Origin of the sequence: Lysobacter sp. 1R34A, assembly GCF_051217035.1 — a bacterium.
Lineage (GTDB): Bacteria > Pseudomonadota > Gammaproteobacteria > Xanthomonadales > Xanthomonadaceae > Lysobacter.
In genome coordinates, this window is the sequence record NZ_JBPKJP010000005.1 from 37,296 (window position 1) to 52,849 (window position 15,554).

Genomic DNA, 15,554 nt, shown 5'->3' on the forward strand with positions numbered 1-15,554 from the left:
TCGGTGCATCGCGAACGTCCCGGCAGCCGGGGCGTCGTGGCTTACAGCGACTCGAACACGCCGGCCGCGCCCATGCCGGTGCCGATGCACATCGTCACCAGGCCGTACTTCTGCTTGCGGCGCTGCAAGCCGTGGACGATCGTCGCGGTACGCACCGCGCCGGTCGCGCCGAGCGGGTGGCCGAGCGCGATCGCGCCGCCGAGCGGGTTGACCTTGGACGGGTTGAGATCGCTGTCGCGGATCACCGCCAGGGCCTGCGCCGCGAAGGCTTCGTTGAGTTCGATCCAGTCGATCTGGTCCTTGGTCAGGCCGGCCTGCTTGAGCGCCTTCGGAATCGCGGCGATCGGGCCGATGCCCATCACTTCCGGACGCACGCCGGCGACCGAGAAGCTGACGAAGCGGGCGAGCGGAGTCAGGCCGTAGTCCTTGACCGCCTGCCCGGAGGCCAGCAACACCGCGGCGGCGCCGTCGCTCATCTGCGAGCTGGTGCCGGCGGTGACGCTGCCGCCGAACTGGCCGTTGCGGAACACCGGCTTGAGCTTGGCCAGCGCTTCCAGCGAAGCGTCCGGACGCGGGCCCTCGTCGAGTTCGACCAGGCTCTTGCGCAACTTGATCGTGTTGCCCGACAGGTCCGGTACGCGCGAGACGACTTCGAGCGGGCTGATCTCGCTCTTGAACTCGCCGGCCTGGATTGCGGCGATGGCTTTCTGGTGCGAGGCCAGCGCGAACGCGTCCTGGTCTTCGCGCGAGATCTTCCACTCCTCGGCGACCTTTTCGGCGGTGATGCCCATGCCGTAGGCGATGGCGACGTGGTCGTCGTTGAACACCGACGGCGACAGCGCGACCTTGTTGCCCATCATCGGCACCATCGACATCGACTCGGTGCCGCCGGCGAGCATCAGGTCGGCGTTACCGAGGCGGATTTCGTTGGCCGCCAGCGCGACCGCCTGCAAGCCGGACGAGCAGAAGCGGTTGATGGTCTGCGCGGCGATGGTGTTGGGCAGGCCGGCCAGCAGCACGCCGATGCGCGCCACGTTCATGCCTTGCTCGCCCTCGGGCATGGCGCAGCCGATGATCGCGTCGTCGATGCGGTTGACGTCGATGCCCGGCGCCTGCGCGATCACCGACTTGAGCACGTGCGCGAGCATGTCGTCGGGACGGGTGTTGCGGAACACACCGCGCGGGGCCTTGCCGACCGGGGTACGGGTGGCGGCGACGATGTAGGCTTCCTGGATCTGCTTGCTCATTGGATTCTCCAGAGGCGGGAATCGGGAATCGGGAGTCGGGAATCGCAAGAGCAAACGCTCATGATTCCCGCCCGATCGCCGTATCCCGCTTTAACGATTCTCGATTCTCAATTCCCGATTCCCGTTGCGCTTAGTTGCGCAACGGCTTGCCGGTCTTGAGCATGTGGGCGATGCGCTCCTGGGTCTTGGGCATCTGCGCCAGGGCGACGAAATGCTCGCGTTCGAGCTTGAGCAGCCATTCCTCGTCGACCAGCGCGCCGCGGTCGACTTCGCCGCCGCAGATCACCGTGGCGATGCGGCTGGCGATCTCGTAGTCGTGCGGCGAGATGAAGCGGCCTTCGAGCATGTTGACCAGCAGCATCTTGAAGGTGGCGATGCCGACGTCGCCGGCGACCTGGATGCGGCGGCCGGGCAGGGGCGGGCGGTAACCGCTTTCGGCCAGCGCGCGCGCCTGCGCCTTGGCCACGTGCAGCAGCTCGAAGGCGTTGAACACGACGCGGTCGCCGTCGCGGGCGAGCTTGAGCTCGCGCGCCTCGAACGCCGAGGTCGAGACCTTGGCCATCGCCACGCTCTCGAACGCGGTCTTGAGTTCGGCGAACACGTCGCCGCCCGGACCGGCCGCGTCGGAGGCGCGCACCGCGAACTCCTTCAGGCCGCCGCCGGCCGGCAGCAGGCCGACGCCGGCCTCGACCAGGCCGATGTAGCTTTCCAGCGCGAACACCGTGCGCGCCGAGTGCATCTGGAATTCGCAGCCGCCGCCGAGCGCGAGCCCGCGCACCGCCGCGACCACCGGCACCAGCGAGTACTTGATGCGCTGGCTGGTGGCCTGGAAGTTGGCGACCATCGCCTCGAAACCCTTGAGGTCGCCGGCCTGCAACAGGCCCAGCGCGCCGGACAGGTCGGCGCCGGCCGAGAACGGTTCCTTCGGCTGCCAGATCACCACGCCCTTGAACTTCTGCTCGGCGATGGCGATGGCTTCCTGGATGCCGTTGAGCACGTGGTCGTTGACCGTGTGCATCTTGGTCTTGAAGCTGATCACCGCGATGTCGTCGCCGTCGTCGGCCCACAGGCGGATGCCGTCGTTCTCGAACACGGTCTGGCCCTGCGAGAAGCGCTCGCCGAGCAGCGCGTCGGGGAAGCGCTGGCGCGCATACACCGGATTCGACGAGCGCGGCACCTGGGCGTTGCGGCCCGGGCTGTAGCTGCCGTCTTTGCCGTGCACGCCTTCGCGGCCGTCGAACACCCAGTTCGGCAGCGGGGCGCTGGCCATGGCCTTGCCGGCGACGATGTCCTCGGCGATCCAGTCGGCGACCTGCTTCCAGCCGGCGGCCTGCCAGGTCTCGAACGGGCCGAGCGACCAGCCGTAGCCCCAGCGCATGGCGAAATCGACGTCGCGCGCGGTGTCGGCGATGGTTTCCAGGTGGAAGGCGCTGTAGTGGAAGCTGTCGCGGAACACCGCCCACAGGAACTGCGCCTGCGGATGCTCGCTGGCGCGCAGCGCGGCGAACTTCTTGGCCGGGTCCTTTTCCTTGAGCAGCGCGGCGATGTCGGCGTCGAGCTCGCCGGCCGAGGCGCGGTAATCCTGCGCCTTCAGGTCGAGCACGAGGATGTCCTTGCCGCGCTTGGTGTACACGCCGGCGCCGGTCTTCTGGCCGAGCGCGCCCTTGCCGATCAGGGCCGACAGCCACTTCGGCGCCTGGAAGTAGGAATGCCACGGGTCGTCGGGCAGGGTGTCGGCCATGGTCTTGATGACGTGGGCCATGGTGTCCAGGCCGACCACGTCGGCGGTGCGGAAGGTCGCCGACTTCGGGCGGCCGATCGCCGGGCCGGTCAGCGCGTCGACGGTGTCGAAGCCCAGGCCGAACTGCTCGGTGTGGTGCATGGCGGCCAGCATCGAAAACACGCCGATGCGGTTGCCGATGAAGTTCGGGGTGTCCTTGGCGATCACCACGCCCTTGCCGAGGGTGGTGGTCAGGAAGGTTTCCAGGCCTTCCAGCACGGCCGCGTCGGTGGTCTTGGCCGGGATCAGCTCGGCCAGGTGCATGTAGCGCGGCGGATTGAAGAAATGCACGCCGAGGAAGCGGTGGCGCAGTTGCTCGGGCAGCACTTCGGCGAGCTTGTTGATCCCCAGGCCCGAGGTGTTGGAGGCCAGCACGGCATGATCGGGCACGTAGTCGGCGATCTTCTTGTACAGGTCCTGCTTCCAGTCCATGCGCTCGGCGATGGCCTCGATGACCAGGTCGCAACCGCGCAGCTGTTCCAGGCCGGTGTCGTAGTTGGCGGCGGTCAGGCGCTCGGCCAGGGTCTTGCTGGCCAGCGGCGCCGGGCTCAGCTTGGCCAGGTTGGCGATGGCCTTGTTGACGATACCGTTGGGGTCGCCTTCCTTCGCGGCCAGGTCGAACAACACCGTGTCGACACCGGCGTTGGTCAGGTGCGCGGCGATCTGGGCGCCCATGACGCCGGCCCCGAGGACCGCGGCACGGCGGACAAGCAATTGCTTAGACATCGTCTACAACTCCTTGAAGAAGAACAGAAATCTTGGATGTGGGCGAGGGGGCGGGAGTCCAGAGGGAATCCAGAGCAGAACCGGCGGCGCTGGGCCGTCCGGCGACGCCGGTCCCCGCCGGGGCCGGCATCTGGCGTCGCTCAGCTCTTGAAGCCGGCGGCGGCGAAACGGATCAGTTCGCGGGCCGCGCGTTCACGGTGCGCCGCTTCGGTGACACCGGCGGGTCGCTTGATCAGGCCGAAATCGGCCATGGCATAGGTCAGCGAACCGGCCAGGAAGTCCAGGCGCCAGTACAGCTCCTCCTTGCTCAGGTTCGGTACGGCGCCGGCGATGGCCTTGGCGAATTCGCGCAGGACATGGCCGTAGTGGTCGGACAGGAACTTGCGCAGGCTGTCGTTCTTCTCGGCGTAGGCGCGGGCGATCACCCGTACGAAGGCGCCGCCGCCGTTGCGGTCCTGGGCCAGCGCCAGCGCGGGCTCGACGAAGGCGGCCAGGATCGGTTCGAGCTCGCCGGGGTGGCGTTCGACCGCGGTCTTGAGCGCGCCCATGCGTTGCTCGGTCATCTCGTCCATGCGGCGGCGGAACACCTCGTTGACGAGATTTTCCTTGCTGCCGAAGTGGTAATTGACCGCGGCGATGTTGACGTCGGCGCGGCTGGTGACCTGGCGCAGCGAGGTGCCGGTGAAGCCGAACTGGGCGAACAATTCCTCGGCGGCGCCGAGAATGCGGTCCTTGGTCGAAAAGTGGGCGGTCGTGGTCATGGGACGCGGGCTACTCCTGGACGACCGTCGCGACGGCCTGAATCAAACGCTTGTTTGATGCTAGTCCGGGACCCGGGAATCGTCAATCTCGGTTCCGCCGCCGCCCTTCGGCCGGCCGGCGGAACCCTCGGCGGAGGATGTAAACCAGGTGATTATTCCGTTAGAATTACCGCAGCCATATCGGCTAAACCCGCGTCCCGTCGCGGGTTTTCTGTTATTCTCGGGCCGACCGTAAAGCGGCCCGCCTACCCGGAGACTTTCCATGGCGCTGGAGCGCACCCTGTCCATCATCAAGCCCGACGCCGTTGCCAAGAACGTGGTCGGCGAGATCTACACCCGTTTCGAGAAGGCCGGCCTGAAGGTCGTCGCCGCCAAGATGAAGCACCTCTCGAAGCAGGAAGCCGAAGGTTTCTACGCCGTGCATCGCGAGCGTCCGTTCTTCGCCGCCCTGGTCGAGTTCATGATCAGCGGTCCGGTGATGATCCAGGCGCTGCAGGGCGAAAACGCCGTGCTCAAGCACCGCGACCTGATGGGCGCCACCAATCCGAAGGACGCAGCGCCGGGCACGATCCGCGCCGACTTCGCCGACAGCATCGACGCCAACGCCGTGCACGGTTCGGACAGCCTGGAGAACGCCGCGATCGAAATCGCGTATTTCTTCCCGGCCACCGACGTCTACGCACGCTAAGCGAAAAACTTAGAGCACTGCAGTGAACGACATCCGCGACAACGCAAACGATCTTCCCGCAGCCGCCAGCGAGCAGGCGAGGGAATCCGCTGTCGCGCGCGCGGATGTCGCCGGCGCGCCGGTATCGAACGCGATACCGGCCGTGCTGGTCGGCAATGCGGCGGCGCCGGCTTCGGCCGGCGCCGTCGTGCCCGACAACGGCAAGACCAATCTGTTCGATTTCGACCGCGTGCAGCTCGAGGACTTCTTCGAGCAGACGCTGGGCGAAAAGCGCTACCGCGCGCACCAGGTGATGAAGTGGATCCATCACCGCTACGTCACCGATTTCCACGACATGACCGACCTGGGCAAGGTGCTGCGGGCCAAGCTCGAGGCGCATGCGCAAGTGCGCGCGCCGATGGTCGTGTACGACAAGCCCTCCACCGACGGCACCCACAAGTGGCTGCTCGGCATGGACGCGAAGAATGCGATCGAGGCGGTCTACATTCCCGACAAGGGGCGCGGCACGCTGTGCGTGTCCTCGCAGGTCGGCTGCGCGCTGAACTGCCAGTTCTGCTCGACCGCGACCCAGGGCTTCAACCGCAACCTGTCGACCGCCGAGATCATCGGCCAGGTCTGGGTGGCGGCGCGTCACCTCGGCAACGTCCCGCACCAGCAGCGCAAACTCACCAACGTGGTGATGATGGGCATGGGCGAGCCGTTGATGAATTTCGACAACGTCGTGCGCGCAATGAGCATCATGCGCGACGACCTCGGCTACGGCCTGGCCAACAAGCGGGTGACCCTGTCGACCGCCGGCATGGTGCCGATGATCGACAAGCTCGGCGAGGTCAGCGACGTTTCGCTGGCGGTATCGCTGCATGCGCCGAACGACGAGCTGCGCAGCGAGCTGGTGCCGCTCAACAAGAAGTATCCGATCGAGCAGTTGATGGAATCCTGCGTGCGCTACGCGCTGCGCAAGCGCGGCACGTCGGTGACCTTCGAGTACACCTTGATGAAGGGCGTCAACGATCAGCCGACCCACGCGCGCCAGCTGGTCCGCCTGCTGCGCCAGTTCGACAACGCGGTGCAGATGAAGGACGCCGCCAAGGTCAACCTGATTCCGTTCAACCCGTTCCCGGGCACCCGCTTCGAGCGCCCGGACGAGACCGCGATCCGCGCGTTCCAGAAACTGCTCAACGACGCCGGCATGATCGCGCCGGTGCGCCGCACCCGCGGCGACGACATCGACGCGGCCTGCGGCCAGCTCAAGGGGCAGGTCATGGACCGGACCCGGCGCCAGGCCGAGTTCCGCAAACAACTGCAAGCCCAGGGCCTCGACCAGGATGTCGGCGATGCGGCTGCCTGAGTTCCCGCGCGCCACAGCGTCGAACCCCCGTCCCGCCGCACCGCGCCTTCGCGCTTTGCGCGTCATCGCCCTGCTGACCGTGGTGGTGCTGGCGGCCAGCGCCTGCAACCGGCTCAGCTTCATCCGTCCGAACATGGAGCGCAAAGGCTTCAAGCAGACGGCGGTGGAGTACGACGTCGGCGACAAGCGCGGCCGCTCGGGCGGCGAAGCCAGCGCGCTGGGCCGGATCCAGTCCGCGCAAAGCCACCTGATCGCCGGCGACCGCGACAAGGCCCGCTCGGAGATCAAGCAGGCCCTGCAGTTCGATCCTAAATCGGCCGAGGCCTACAGCCTGCTGGCGGTGATGGCCGAGCAGGACGGCAACAATACCCAGGCCGGCGCCCACTACCGCAAGGCCGCCGAACTGGCGCCCGACCGCGGCGCCGCGCTCAACAACTACGGCGTCTGGCTGTGCGCGAACAACCGCGCCAGCGAGGCGATGAGCTGGTTCGACAAGGCCCTGACCGACCCGCGTTACGGCACCCCGGCAGTGGCCCTGGCCAACAGCGGGGCCTGCGCCGACAAGCTGGGGCAGGGCGAGCGCGCCGACCGCGACCTGCGCCTGGCGCTGACGCTCGACCCCACCAACGCCATGGCGCTGAGCGCGATGGCCAAGCGGCAGCTGCGCCTGGGCAATGCCTTCGAGGCGAGGGCCTTTTCTGAACGCCGGCTGGCCGTTGAGCCAATCACAGCTGAAGCGCTGATGACTGCGTCACAGATCGAACAAAAACTCGGCGACACGGCTGCCGCCGCAAGATACGTTCAGCGAATGAGGGCGGAGTTCCCTGACGCGCAGGGCTCCGGAACGGGGGATGGCGGTAGGTGAAGATGCAGTCGAACGAATTCGCGCCTGAAGGCGGCGGAAGCTGTGGCGCGCGTCTGAAACAGGCCCGCGAGGCAGCGGGGCTGTCCATCGAAGACGTCGCGGCACGGCTGAAAATGCCGTCGCGGGTGGTGCAATCGCTGGAAAACGACGACACCGCGAGCACCGGCGCGCCGGTCTTCGTGCGCGGCCAGTTGCGCAGCTATGCGCGCCTGGTCGGCATCGACCTGGAAGCCCAGCTCAGCGGTACGCCGCTGGCCTCGACCGCGCCGTCCGAACTGATCAGCCACACCCACACGCCGCGCTATCGCCGCGTGTTCGAACAGACCACCCGCCGCGCTATCTACATCGTGATGACCGCGGCGATCGCGGTGCCGGTGGTCCTGGCGACGCGGCCGCACCTGAGCAACAGCGTCAACGTGCAATCGCTGGAAATGCCGGCGACTCCGGCCGGCGCCGAGCACGGCGCCGCCCTGACGGCACGCTCGGCCACCGCGACGGCGATGTCGCCGCAGCGCACGCCCCTGGTCGCCTCGATGGCGCCGGCGCTGTCGCAGATCCAGGCCAGCAAGACCCTGACCCTGAATTTCACCGGCGAAAGCTGGATGCAAGTGCGCGGGACCGACGGCCAGGTGCTCGACGAGGGCACCGTCCAGCCCGGCCAGACCCGCAGCTACAACCTCGGCGAAGTCGGCTACGTCAAGCTCGGCAACGCCTCCGGCGTGGAAGTCCGCAAGACCGGCGAGTCGGTCGATCTGGCGCCGTTCAGCCGCGGAAGCGTGGCCCGCTTTACGCTATCCTCTGACGGTTCCCTCGCGCCAGCGTCTAATTGATCCGCGCTGCGGGTTCGCGACCATCACCGGCCCGCGTTGCGGGCCGGTCCTCATTGACTTCGGCTTCGCCCTCGCGGGCGAGGACCTAGCACGGCGGCCTACGGCGTACTCATGGCGATAGACGATCTGCTCGACGAACACGAACAAAGCGAACGGGTGCTGGCCTGGTTGCGCAGCAACGGTGCCGGCCTGATCGGCGGCATCGCCCTCGGTCTGGCCGCGATCGGCGGCTGGAAGTGGTGGGGCAACCACCAGCTCGAAACCCACGGCAAGGCCGCCGCCGAGTTCCAGGCCGCGGTCGATGCGGTTCAGGCGAAGGACAAGGCCGCCGCGGCCAAGGTCAAGGCGCTGCCTCCGGGCATGTACCAGACCCTGGCCCAGCTCGACTTGGCCAAGTCGCAGGTCGATGCCGACCAGCGCGACGCCGCGATCGCCACCCTGCGCGGGATCAAGACCGAGGACGCGGCCATCGCAGAGATCGTCAAGCAGCGCCTGGCGCGCTTGCTGATCGACGCCAAGCAGCCGGCCGAAGCGATCAAGTTGCTCGATAAGTCGACCACGCCGATGGCGATCGAGGTGCGCGGCGACGCTCACTTCGCGCTCGGCAAGTCCGATCTCGCCCGGGCCGATTACGGCTCCGCGCTCGGCAAGCTCGACGAGGCCTCGCCGCGTCGCCGTCTGCTCGAACTCAAGCTCACCGAAGCCGGCGGCACGCCGGCCAAGCCCGAGGCCAAGTCTTGATGAAGTCCGCTGAAAACAGGTTCTCCGGCCGCCCCGCCGTCCGCAACACCGCCGCGATCGTGCTGTGCGCGTTCGCGCTCAGCGGTTGCACGACCATCAAGGGTTGGTTCGGCGGCGGCAAGAAGGACGACGGCAAGCCCAACGAGCCGACCGAGCTCACCGACATCACCCCGAGCGTCAAGGTCGACAAGATCTGGTCGGTCAACGCCGGCAAGGGCGAGGAACGCATCGGCATTCGCCAGGGCCCGGCGGTGGCCGACGGCCGCGTCTACGCCGCGGCGGTCAAGGGCGGCGTGTATGCCTACGATCTGCAGACCGGCAAGCAGGTCTGGCACTTCCAGCCCATGCGCACCGACAAGGACAAGAAGGACAAGGACATCCGCCTGTCCGGCGGTCCGGGCGCGGGCGACGGCCTGGTCGTGATCGGCGGGCTCGACGGCGAAGTGATCGCGCTCGACGCGGCCACCGGCGCGCAGAAATGGACCGCCAAGGTGTCCAACGAAGTCATCGCCGCGCCGTCCATCGGCCTGGGCATGGTGTTCGTGCGCTCCAACGACGGCCGCGTCACCGCGTTCGACGCCGCCAGCGGCGAGCGCCGCTGGTTCTGGGTGCACGAAGTGCCGATGCTGACCGTGCGCGGCAACGGCTCGCCGACCCTCGGCCCGGGCTTCCTGTTCGTCGGCAACGACGACGGCACGGTCAACGCACTGTCGGCGAGCGACGGCCGTCCGACCTGGGACCTGCCGGTCGCACAGCCGGAAGGCCGCAGCGAACTCGACCGCATGGCCGATATCGACGGCACCCCGGTGCTGGAAGGCACCACGCTGTACGCCAGCAGCTTCAAGAAGCAGACCATCGCGATCGACGCCCCGAGCGGCCGGCCGATGTGGGTCAGCGAGCACGGCGGCGTCGGCCGCCTCGGCGTCGCCAGCGACCGCCTGGTCGTCAGCGATCCGACCGGCCTGGTGTTCGGCCTCGACAAGGCCAGCGGCAGCGCCCTGTGGCAGCAGCCCGGCCTGGCGCGGCGCAGCCTGACCGGCGCGGCCGTGCACGGCGATTACGCCGTGGTCGGCGATTTCGACGGTTACGTGCACTGGCTCAAGCTCGACAACGGCGAATTCGCCGCGCGTGCGCGGGTCGGCGGCAAGCTGCTGCGCGCTGCCCCGGTGGTCGCCGACGGCGTGCTGATCGTGCAGAACGTCGAAGGCGAGCTGACCGCGTTCAAGCTGCAATAAGACCGGGATTCGGGAGCGCGGGCCCAGCCCGGCCCCGTTTTCCGCAGTAATCGCGGCCCGGGCGGCGCAAGCCGTGCCGGGCCGTTCGTTTGATCGGTGCCGCATCCGGGCGACCGGTGCCTGTACCGAGGCGTCTCGACCGGCCCGGCCGGCGGCCGGGCGAAAGCGTCTTCGCGTCCGCTCTGGCACTATGGCGCCTGTTTCGGCAGCCTCGCGCCGATGGATTCCCGGGCCCGACGCCGCCGCCTGCGGCCGCGCGCCTTCGATTCCCCACTCCCATTCCCCATTCCCGGCTTCACATCATGCTTCCCTTAGTCGCCCTCGTTGGCCGCCCCAACGTCGGAAAATCCACCCTATTCAATGCGCTCACGCGCAGCCGCGACGCGCTCGTCCACGACGAGCCCGGCGTCACCCGCGATCGTCACTACGGCGTGTGCCGGCCCGAAGGCCAGCGCCCGTTCGCGGTCGTGGACACCGGCGGCATCGCCGGCGAGGACGAGGGGCTGGCCGGCGCGACCGCGCGCCAGGCGCGCGCCGCCGCCGAGGAGGCCGATCTGGTGCTGTTCCTGGTCGACGGCCGCGAAGGCGCCTCGGCGCTCGACGACGAGATACTGGCCTGGCTGCGCAAGACCGCGCGGCCGACCTTGCTGGTGGTCAACAAGACCGACGGCCTCGATGCGCGCGCCGCGGTCAACGACTTCGCCCGCTACGGCATCCGCGATGCGGTCGCGGTGTCGTCCGCGCACCGCCAGGGCATCGACGAACTGCTCGCCGAAGTGTTCGCGCGCCTGCCCGAGGAGGGCACCACCAGCGAACTAGACAACGACCCCTCGCGGGTGCGCGTGGCCTTCATCGGCCGCCCCAACGTCGGCAAATCGACCCTGGTCAATCGCCTGCTCGGCGAAGAGCGCATGATCGCCTCGGAAGTGCCGGGCACCACGCGCGACTCGGTCGCGGTCGACATGGAACGAGACGGCCGCCTGTATCGCCTGGTCGACACCGCCGGCGTGCGCCGCAAGTCCAAGGTCGAGGAAGCGGTCGAGAAGTTCTCGATCATCAAGACCCTGCAGGCGATCGAGAACTGCCAGGTCGCGGTGGTCATGCTCGACGCCGGCGAAGGCGTGACCGACCAGGACGCTAGCGTGCTGGGCTATGCGCTCGACTCCGGCCGCGCCCTCGTGGTCGCGGTCAACAAGTGGGACGGGCAGACCGAATACCAGCGCCAGCAGACCGAAAACCTGCTGATGCGCAAGCTGGCGTTCGTCGAGTGGGCCGAAAAGGTGCGGATCAGCGCCAAGCACGGCTCCGGCCTGCGCGAGCTGTTCAGCGCGATCCACCGCGCTCACGCCTCGGCGACCACCGAGATCGGCACCAGCGAAGTCACCAAGGCCATGGAAGTGGCCTACGAGACCAACCCGCCGCCGGTGGTGCGCGGGCACGTGGCCAAGCTGCGCTTCGCCCATCCGGCCGGGCTCAATCCGCCGACCTTCGTCGTCCACGGCACCCGCCTGCGCACGCTCGGCGATACCTACAAGCGCTACCTGGAAAATTTCTTCCGCAAGCGCTTCAAGCTGGTCGGCACCCCGATCCGCTTCGTCTTCAAGGACAGCAGCAATCCTTACGAAGGCAAGAAGAACGTGCTGACCGAACGCCAGGTGGCGAAGAAGAAGCGCCTGATCCGCCACGTCAAGCGCGGCAAATAAGCTCGAGCCGCGGCGGCGGCCCGCGAGTGGACGCACCCAAGACAAGCGAGGACAGGCCATGCAGTGCACACGCGCCGAGCTCAGCCTGGGCCTGCTCGCCGGCGGCCGCGCCTCACGCCTGGGCGGCCTCGACAAGGCCTGGCTGCGCCGCGACGGTCAAGCGCAGGTGCTCCGCCTGCTGCACGCCTACCGCGATCGGGTGGCGCAGGTGCTGGTCAGCGCCAATCGCGACCTGGAACGGTACCGCCCGCTCGGCGCACACGCGGTTGCCGATGCCCATCCCGATCTCGGCCCGCTCGGCGGCCTCGACGCCCTGGCCGCGGCCTGCACGACGCCGTGGTTGTTCACCTTGCCGGTCGATGCGGTGACGCTCGACGAGCGCCTGTTGCCGGCGCTGATCGCCGTACAGGACGGGCAGGGCGCCTATGCCGTCGACGACGACGGCGTGCAGCCTTTGTTCGCGCTGTGGCCGGTGGCCGCCTTGCGCACGGCCCTGGCCCAGGCCCTGACGCACCGGCGCCTGGCGGTGCGCGAACTGCAGGCCGGACTCGGCATGGCCGCGGCGCGGCTCGATGGCCTACGCTTCGGCAACCTCAACCGTCCCGAGGATCTGTTGGCCCACGGCTTCGTCGCCGACGACGCGCCGGGCCGCTGATCCGCCCTCTGCGAGCGATGCCCCCATGAGCGATGCCCCCATGAGCGATGCTCCTATAAGCGATGCTCCTATAAGCGATTTTCCGACCGGCCTGTTGTTCGACGAGGCGATGGCGATCGTCGCCGAAGTCGCCGCCGCGCACCGGCTCGAAGCCGAAACCATGGCCTTGTCGCGCTGCCACGGCCGCGTGCTCGCCGACGACGTCGATGCGCCGCTGTCGTTGCCGCCGTTCGACAACAGCGCGATGGACGGCTTCGCCTTCCGCCATGCCGACCAGGCCGGCGATCAGGCTGGCGAGCCGACCGTGCTGAGGCTGATCGGCGAGCAGTTCGCCGGCCTCGACGGCGGCTGGTCGCTCGGCGCCGGCGACTGCGTGCGCATCACCACCGGCGCGCCGCTGCCCGCCGGCGCCGACACGGTCGCGATCAAGGAGAACGTCGCCGTCGACGGAGAGCGAGTGAGCGTGCCGCGCACCGCGCTCGGCCAGAACGTGCGCTATGCCGGCGAAGACGTGCGCGAGGGCGAGCGGGTCCTGCAGGCCGGGCAGTTGCTGACTCCGGCGCGGGTGTCGCTGGCTGCCTCGCTTGGCCTGTCTTCGCTGCGTGTTCGGCGCAAGCCGACCGTGGCGGTATTCACCAGCGGCGACGAACTGGTCGAGCCCGGCATGAGCCTGCAGCCGGGACAGATCTACGACAGCAACCGCGACCTGTTGATGGGACTGCTGCGCGCCGACGGTCTGGAACCGACCGCGTGGCCGCGCCTGCCCGACGACCCGAAACAGGTCGAGATCGCCCTGCGCGACGCCGCTTGCGCCTTCGACCTGGTGTTCACCTGCGGCGCGGTCTCGGCCGGCGAAAAGGACCACATTCCGGCGGTGCTGCGCGAGTTCGGCCGGATCCACCTGTGGAAGGTGAAGATGCGCCCGGGCATGCCGTTGCTGTTCGGCAGCATGGACCAGGCGCGGATGCTGGGGCTGCCGGGCAATCCGGTCTCGGTGATGGCGACCTACATGACCTTCGGTCGCGCCCTGATCGACGGCCTGCAGGGGCGCAGCGAGGCGCGCCCTCGGTTCCGCGCGCGCCTGGTCGGCTCGATCGACAAGACGCATCCGCGGCGCGAATTCATCCGGGCGCGTTTGTTCAGCGACGACGAGGGGGTGCTGCGGGTCGACCCGAATCCGGCCACCGGTTCGCACCGGCTGCGCGCCGCGGCCGATTCGGACGCCCTGATGGTGGTGGCCGAAGGGCCGCAGAGCCTGGCCGAGGGCGCGGTAATGGAAGTCCTGCCGTACTGACGGCCGGCGCAACACAGCGTCGCCGCGGACGCGCTCGATCGGCCTGCGCGGGAGCACCCGAAAGCGGATAATCCGCGCATGAGCATCGAACAGATTTCCCCGGCGCAGGCGCGCCGGCGGCAGCAGGCCGGCGCGGTCCTGATCGACGTGCGCGAGGCCCACGAGCGCGCCGGCGGCCAGGCCGAACACGCGCGCGGCATCGCCAAGGACGCGCTGGAATCCGAGCCGTCGAGCTACTTGCCGGACCGCGACGCCGAGATTTTGCTGATCTGCCAATCCGGCGCGCGTTCGCTGCGCGCCGCGCAGCGCCTGCTCGACGCCGGCTATGCGCGGGTGGCCTCGGTCGAGGGCGGCACTTCGCGCTGGATCGCCGAAGGGCTGCCGCTGGCGCTGCTGGAGCAGTCCGACGAAGAACGCGATTTCTACGACCGCTATTCGCGCCATCTGCGCCTGCCCGAAGTCGGCGAGGCCGGGCAGCGCAAGCTGCAGGCCGCGCGGGTGGCGATGGTCGGCGCCGGCGGCCTGGGCTCGCCGGCGGCGTTTTATCTCGCCGCAGCCGGCGTCGGCACTTTGGTGCTCGCCGACGACGACGTGGTCGATCGCAGTAACCTGCAGCGGCAGATCCTGCACACCGAGGCGCGCATCGGCGTGTCGAAGGTCGAATCGGCGCGGATCGCCTTGGCGGCGTTGAACCCGCGCGTGCGCGTGGAAACCTTCGCCGAACGGATCACGCCCGACAACGTCGAGCGGCTGATCGAGGGCGCCGACGTGGTCTTCGACGGCGCCGACAATTTCCCGGTGCGTTATCTGCTCAACGACGCCTGCGTGAAGCTGGCCAAACCCTTGGTCTACGGCGCGATCCATCGCTTCGAAGGACAGGTCAGCGTGTTCGACGCCGGCCGCCAGCGCGGCGCGCGCCCCTGTTATCGCTGCCTGTTCCCCGAACCGCCGCCGCCGGAAGCGGCGCCGAACTGCGCCGAGGCCGGCGTGCTCGGCGTGTTGCCCGGCGTGGTCGGGCTGGTCCAGGCCACCGAAGTCATCAAGTCGATCCTCGGGCTCGGCGAATCCCTGGCCGGTCGCCTGCTGCATTTCGACGCCCTGGGCATGCGCTTCCGCGAAACCCGGCTGGCGCCCGATCCGGATTGCCCGGTGTGCGCGGCCGGCCGCGAGTTCCCCGGCTATATCGACTATCAGGCCTTCTGCAGTGCGCACTGAGGCCGCGGCGACCGCCCTGGGCGTCTCGCGCCGCACCGCGCAGGTACGCGCCTTCGGCGAACTGTGCCAGGTGCGGCGAGGCTCGCACGACGGCGTCATTCGGCGGCGATCGCCTCGATCTCGACCAGCCAGCCTTCCTCGTACAAGCCGGTGATGATTACGGTCAGCGCCGGCGAGTGTTCGCCGAGCAGCTCGTGGCGGATCTCGTAATTGCGTTGGCGATGGCGGCGATCGGTCAGAAAGGTCGTGACCTTGACCAGATGGCTGTAGTCCATGCCGGCGGCGGCCAGTTGGCGGGCGACATGGGCCCAGGCCTGGCGGCATTGGCCGTCGAAATCGTCGGCGAGCGCGCCGTCGTCGCTTTGCGGAATCTGGCCGCTGACGAACAGCATCCGCTTGAAGCCGGCGATCTCGTGCGCCTGCGCGTACGAGACCGCGGTCGGGTGAATGGCGCGTCGCTGCATGG

14 protein-coding genes are annotated in these 15,554 nt (G+C 68.5%); 10 read left to right on the forward strand and 4 right to left on the reverse strand.

All coding sequences use genetic code 11. The features are described 5' to 3' along the window. Positions 1–41 precede the first annotated feature (41 nt). The 3 genes from ACSAMQ_RS03190 to ACSAMQ_RS03200 all read right to left on the reverse strand — a co-directional run bounded on the left by ACSAMQ_RS03190 (position 42) and on the right by ACSAMQ_RS03200 (position 4,514). Entirely contained in the window at positions 42–1,247 is a 1,206-nt protein-coding gene (locus tag ACSAMQ_RS03190; protein WP_435394254.1) for an acetyl-CoA C-acyltransferase, read from the reverse strand. 130 nt (positions 1,248–1,377) lie between these two features. Continuing rightward, on the reverse strand, positions 1,378–3,753 hold the full coding sequence (locus tag ACSAMQ_RS03195; RefSeq protein WP_435394255.1) for a 3-hydroxyacyl-CoA dehydrogenase/enoyl-CoA hydratase family protein: 2,376 nt from the start codon (positions 3,751–3,753) through the stop codon (positions 1,378–1,380). Positions 3,754–3,893: 140 nt separating this feature from the next. Beyond that, complete coding sequence (locus ACSAMQ_RS03200) at positions 3,894–4,514, reverse strand: TetR/AcrR family transcriptional regulator (protein WP_435394256.1); 621 nt, start codon at positions 4,512–4,514, stop codon at positions 3,894–3,896. 262 nt (positions 4,515–4,776) lie between these two features. Between ACSAMQ_RS03200 and ndk the strand changes: the two genes are divergently transcribed. From ndk to moeB, 10 genes are all read left to right on the forward strand, one after another. Next, on the forward strand, positions 4,777–5,202 hold the full coding sequence (gene ndk, locus ACSAMQ_RS03205; RefSeq protein WP_332937101.1) for a nucleoside-diphosphate kinase: 426 nt from the start codon (positions 4,777–4,779) through the stop codon (positions 5,200–5,202). 187 nt (positions 5,203–5,389) lie between these two features. Further along, a complete protein-coding gene (rlmN, locus tag ACSAMQ_RS03210) occupies positions 5,390–6,550 on the forward strand; it encodes a 23S rRNA (adenine(2503)-C(2))-methyltransferase RlmN (RefSeq protein ID WP_435394309.1) in 1,161 nt (386 codons plus the stop codon). Then, positions 6,528–7,415 carry a type IV pilus biogenesis/stability protein PilW gene (gene pilW, locus ACSAMQ_RS03215; protein ID WP_435394257.1) on the forward strand — a complete coding sequence of 296 codons (888 nt, stop codon included), beginning with the start codon at positions 6,528–6,530 and terminating at the stop codon, positions 7,413–7,415. The genes rlmN and pilW overlap by 23 nt, the downstream gene beginning before the upstream one ends. 2 nt (positions 7,416–7,417) lie before the next feature. Continuing rightward, a complete protein-coding gene (locus ACSAMQ_RS03220; RefSeq protein ID WP_435394310.1) occupies positions 7,418–8,245 on the forward strand; it encodes a helix-turn-helix domain-containing protein in 828 nt (275 codons plus the stop codon). Between the two features lie 111 nt (positions 8,246–8,356). Beyond that, positions 8,357–8,986 (forward strand): YfgM family protein, encoded by a 630-nt coding sequence (locus tag ACSAMQ_RS03225; RefSeq protein ID WP_435394258.1) that lies wholly within the window; start codon positions 8,357–8,359, stop codon positions 8,984–8,986. After that, a complete protein-coding gene (bamB, locus tag ACSAMQ_RS03230) occupies positions 8,986–10,221 on the forward strand; it encodes an outer membrane protein assembly factor BamB (protein WP_435394259.1) in 1,236 nt (411 codons plus the stop codon). Before ACSAMQ_RS03225 ends, bamB begins: the two co-directional genes overlap by 1 nt. 302 nt (positions 10,222–10,523) lie before the next feature. Further along, the gene (gene der / locus ACSAMQ_RS03235) at positions 10,524–11,924 is read left to right on the forward strand and encodes a ribosome biogenesis GTPase Der (RefSeq protein ID WP_031371648.1); all 1,401 of its coding nucleotides are present in this window, start codon (positions 10,524–10,526) and stop codon (positions 11,922–11,924) included. 58 nt (positions 11,925–11,982) lie between these two features. Continuing rightward, entirely contained in the window at positions 11,983–12,579 is a 597-nt protein-coding gene (gene mobA, locus ACSAMQ_RS03240; protein ID WP_435394260.1) for a molybdenum cofactor guanylyltransferase, read from the forward strand. A gap of 70 nt (positions 12,580–12,649) precedes the next feature. Further along, positions 12,650–13,873 (forward strand): molybdopterin molybdotransferase MoeA, encoded by a 1,224-nt coding sequence (locus ACSAMQ_RS03245; RefSeq protein WP_435394311.1) that lies wholly within the window; start codon positions 12,650–12,652, stop codon positions 13,871–13,873. A gap of 78 nt (positions 13,874–13,951) precedes the next feature. Then, a complete protein-coding gene (gene moeB, locus ACSAMQ_RS03250) occupies positions 13,952–15,088 on the forward strand; it encodes a molybdopterin-synthase adenylyltransferase MoeB (RefSeq protein WP_435394261.1) in 1,137 nt (378 codons plus the stop codon). A 95-nt stretch (positions 15,089–15,183) separates the two neighbouring features. On the opposite strand, the gene ACSAMQ_RS03255 is transcribed toward moeB, so the two are convergent. Further along, the gene (locus tag ACSAMQ_RS03255; protein ID WP_435394262.1) at positions 15,184–15,552 is read right to left on the reverse strand and encodes a RidA family protein; all 369 of its coding nucleotides are present in this window, start codon (positions 15,550–15,552) and stop codon (positions 15,184–15,186) included. Positions 15,553–15,554: the final 2 nt, after the last annotated feature.

Coding starts and splice junctions, on each gene's coding strand:
- ACSAMQ_RS03225 (WP_435394258.1), top strand. CDS start 8,357: ATGGCGATAGACGATCTGCTCGACGAACACGAACAAAGCGAACGGGTG.
- ACSAMQ_RS03195 (WP_435394255.1), bottom strand. CDS start 3,753: ATGTCTAAGCAATTGCTTGTCCGCCGTGCCGCGGTCCTCGGGGCCGGC.
- ACSAMQ_RS03255 (WP_435394262.1), bottom strand. CDS start 15,552: ATGCAGCGACGCGCCATTCACCCGACCGCGGTCTCGTACGCGCAGGCG.
- ACSAMQ_RS03190 (WP_435394254.1), bottom strand. CDS start 1,247: ATGAGCAAGCAGATCCAGGAAGCCTACATCGTCGCCGCCACCCGTACC.
- ACSAMQ_RS03220 (WP_435394310.1), top strand. CDS start 7,418: ATGCAGTCGAACGAATTCGCGCCTGAAGGCGGCGGAAGCTGTGGCGCG.
- ndk (WP_332937101.1), top strand. CDS start 4,777: ATGGCGCTGGAGCGCACCCTGTCCATCATCAAGCCCGACGCCGTTGCC.
- ACSAMQ_RS03200 (WP_435394256.1), bottom strand. CDS start 4,514: ATGACCACGACCGCCCACTTTTCGACCAAGGACCGCATTCTCGGCGCC.
- mobA (WP_435394260.1), top strand. CDS start 11,983: ATGCAGTGCACACGCGCCGAGCTCAGCCTGGGCCTGCTCGCCGGCGGC.
- pilW (WP_435394257.1), top strand. CDS start 6,528: ATGTCGGCGATGCGGCTGCCTGAGTTCCCGCGCGCCACAGCGTCGAAC.
- moeB (WP_435394261.1), top strand. CDS start 13,952: ATGAGCATCGAACAGATTTCCCCGGCGCAGGCGCGCCGGCGGCAGCAG.
- der (WP_031371648.1), top strand. CDS start 10,524: ATGCTTCCCTTAGTCGCCCTCGTTGGCCGCCCCAACGTCGGAAAATCC.
- bamB (WP_435394259.1), top strand. CDS start 8,986: ATGAAGTCCGCTGAAAACAGGTTCTCCGGCCGCCCCGCCGTCCGCAAC.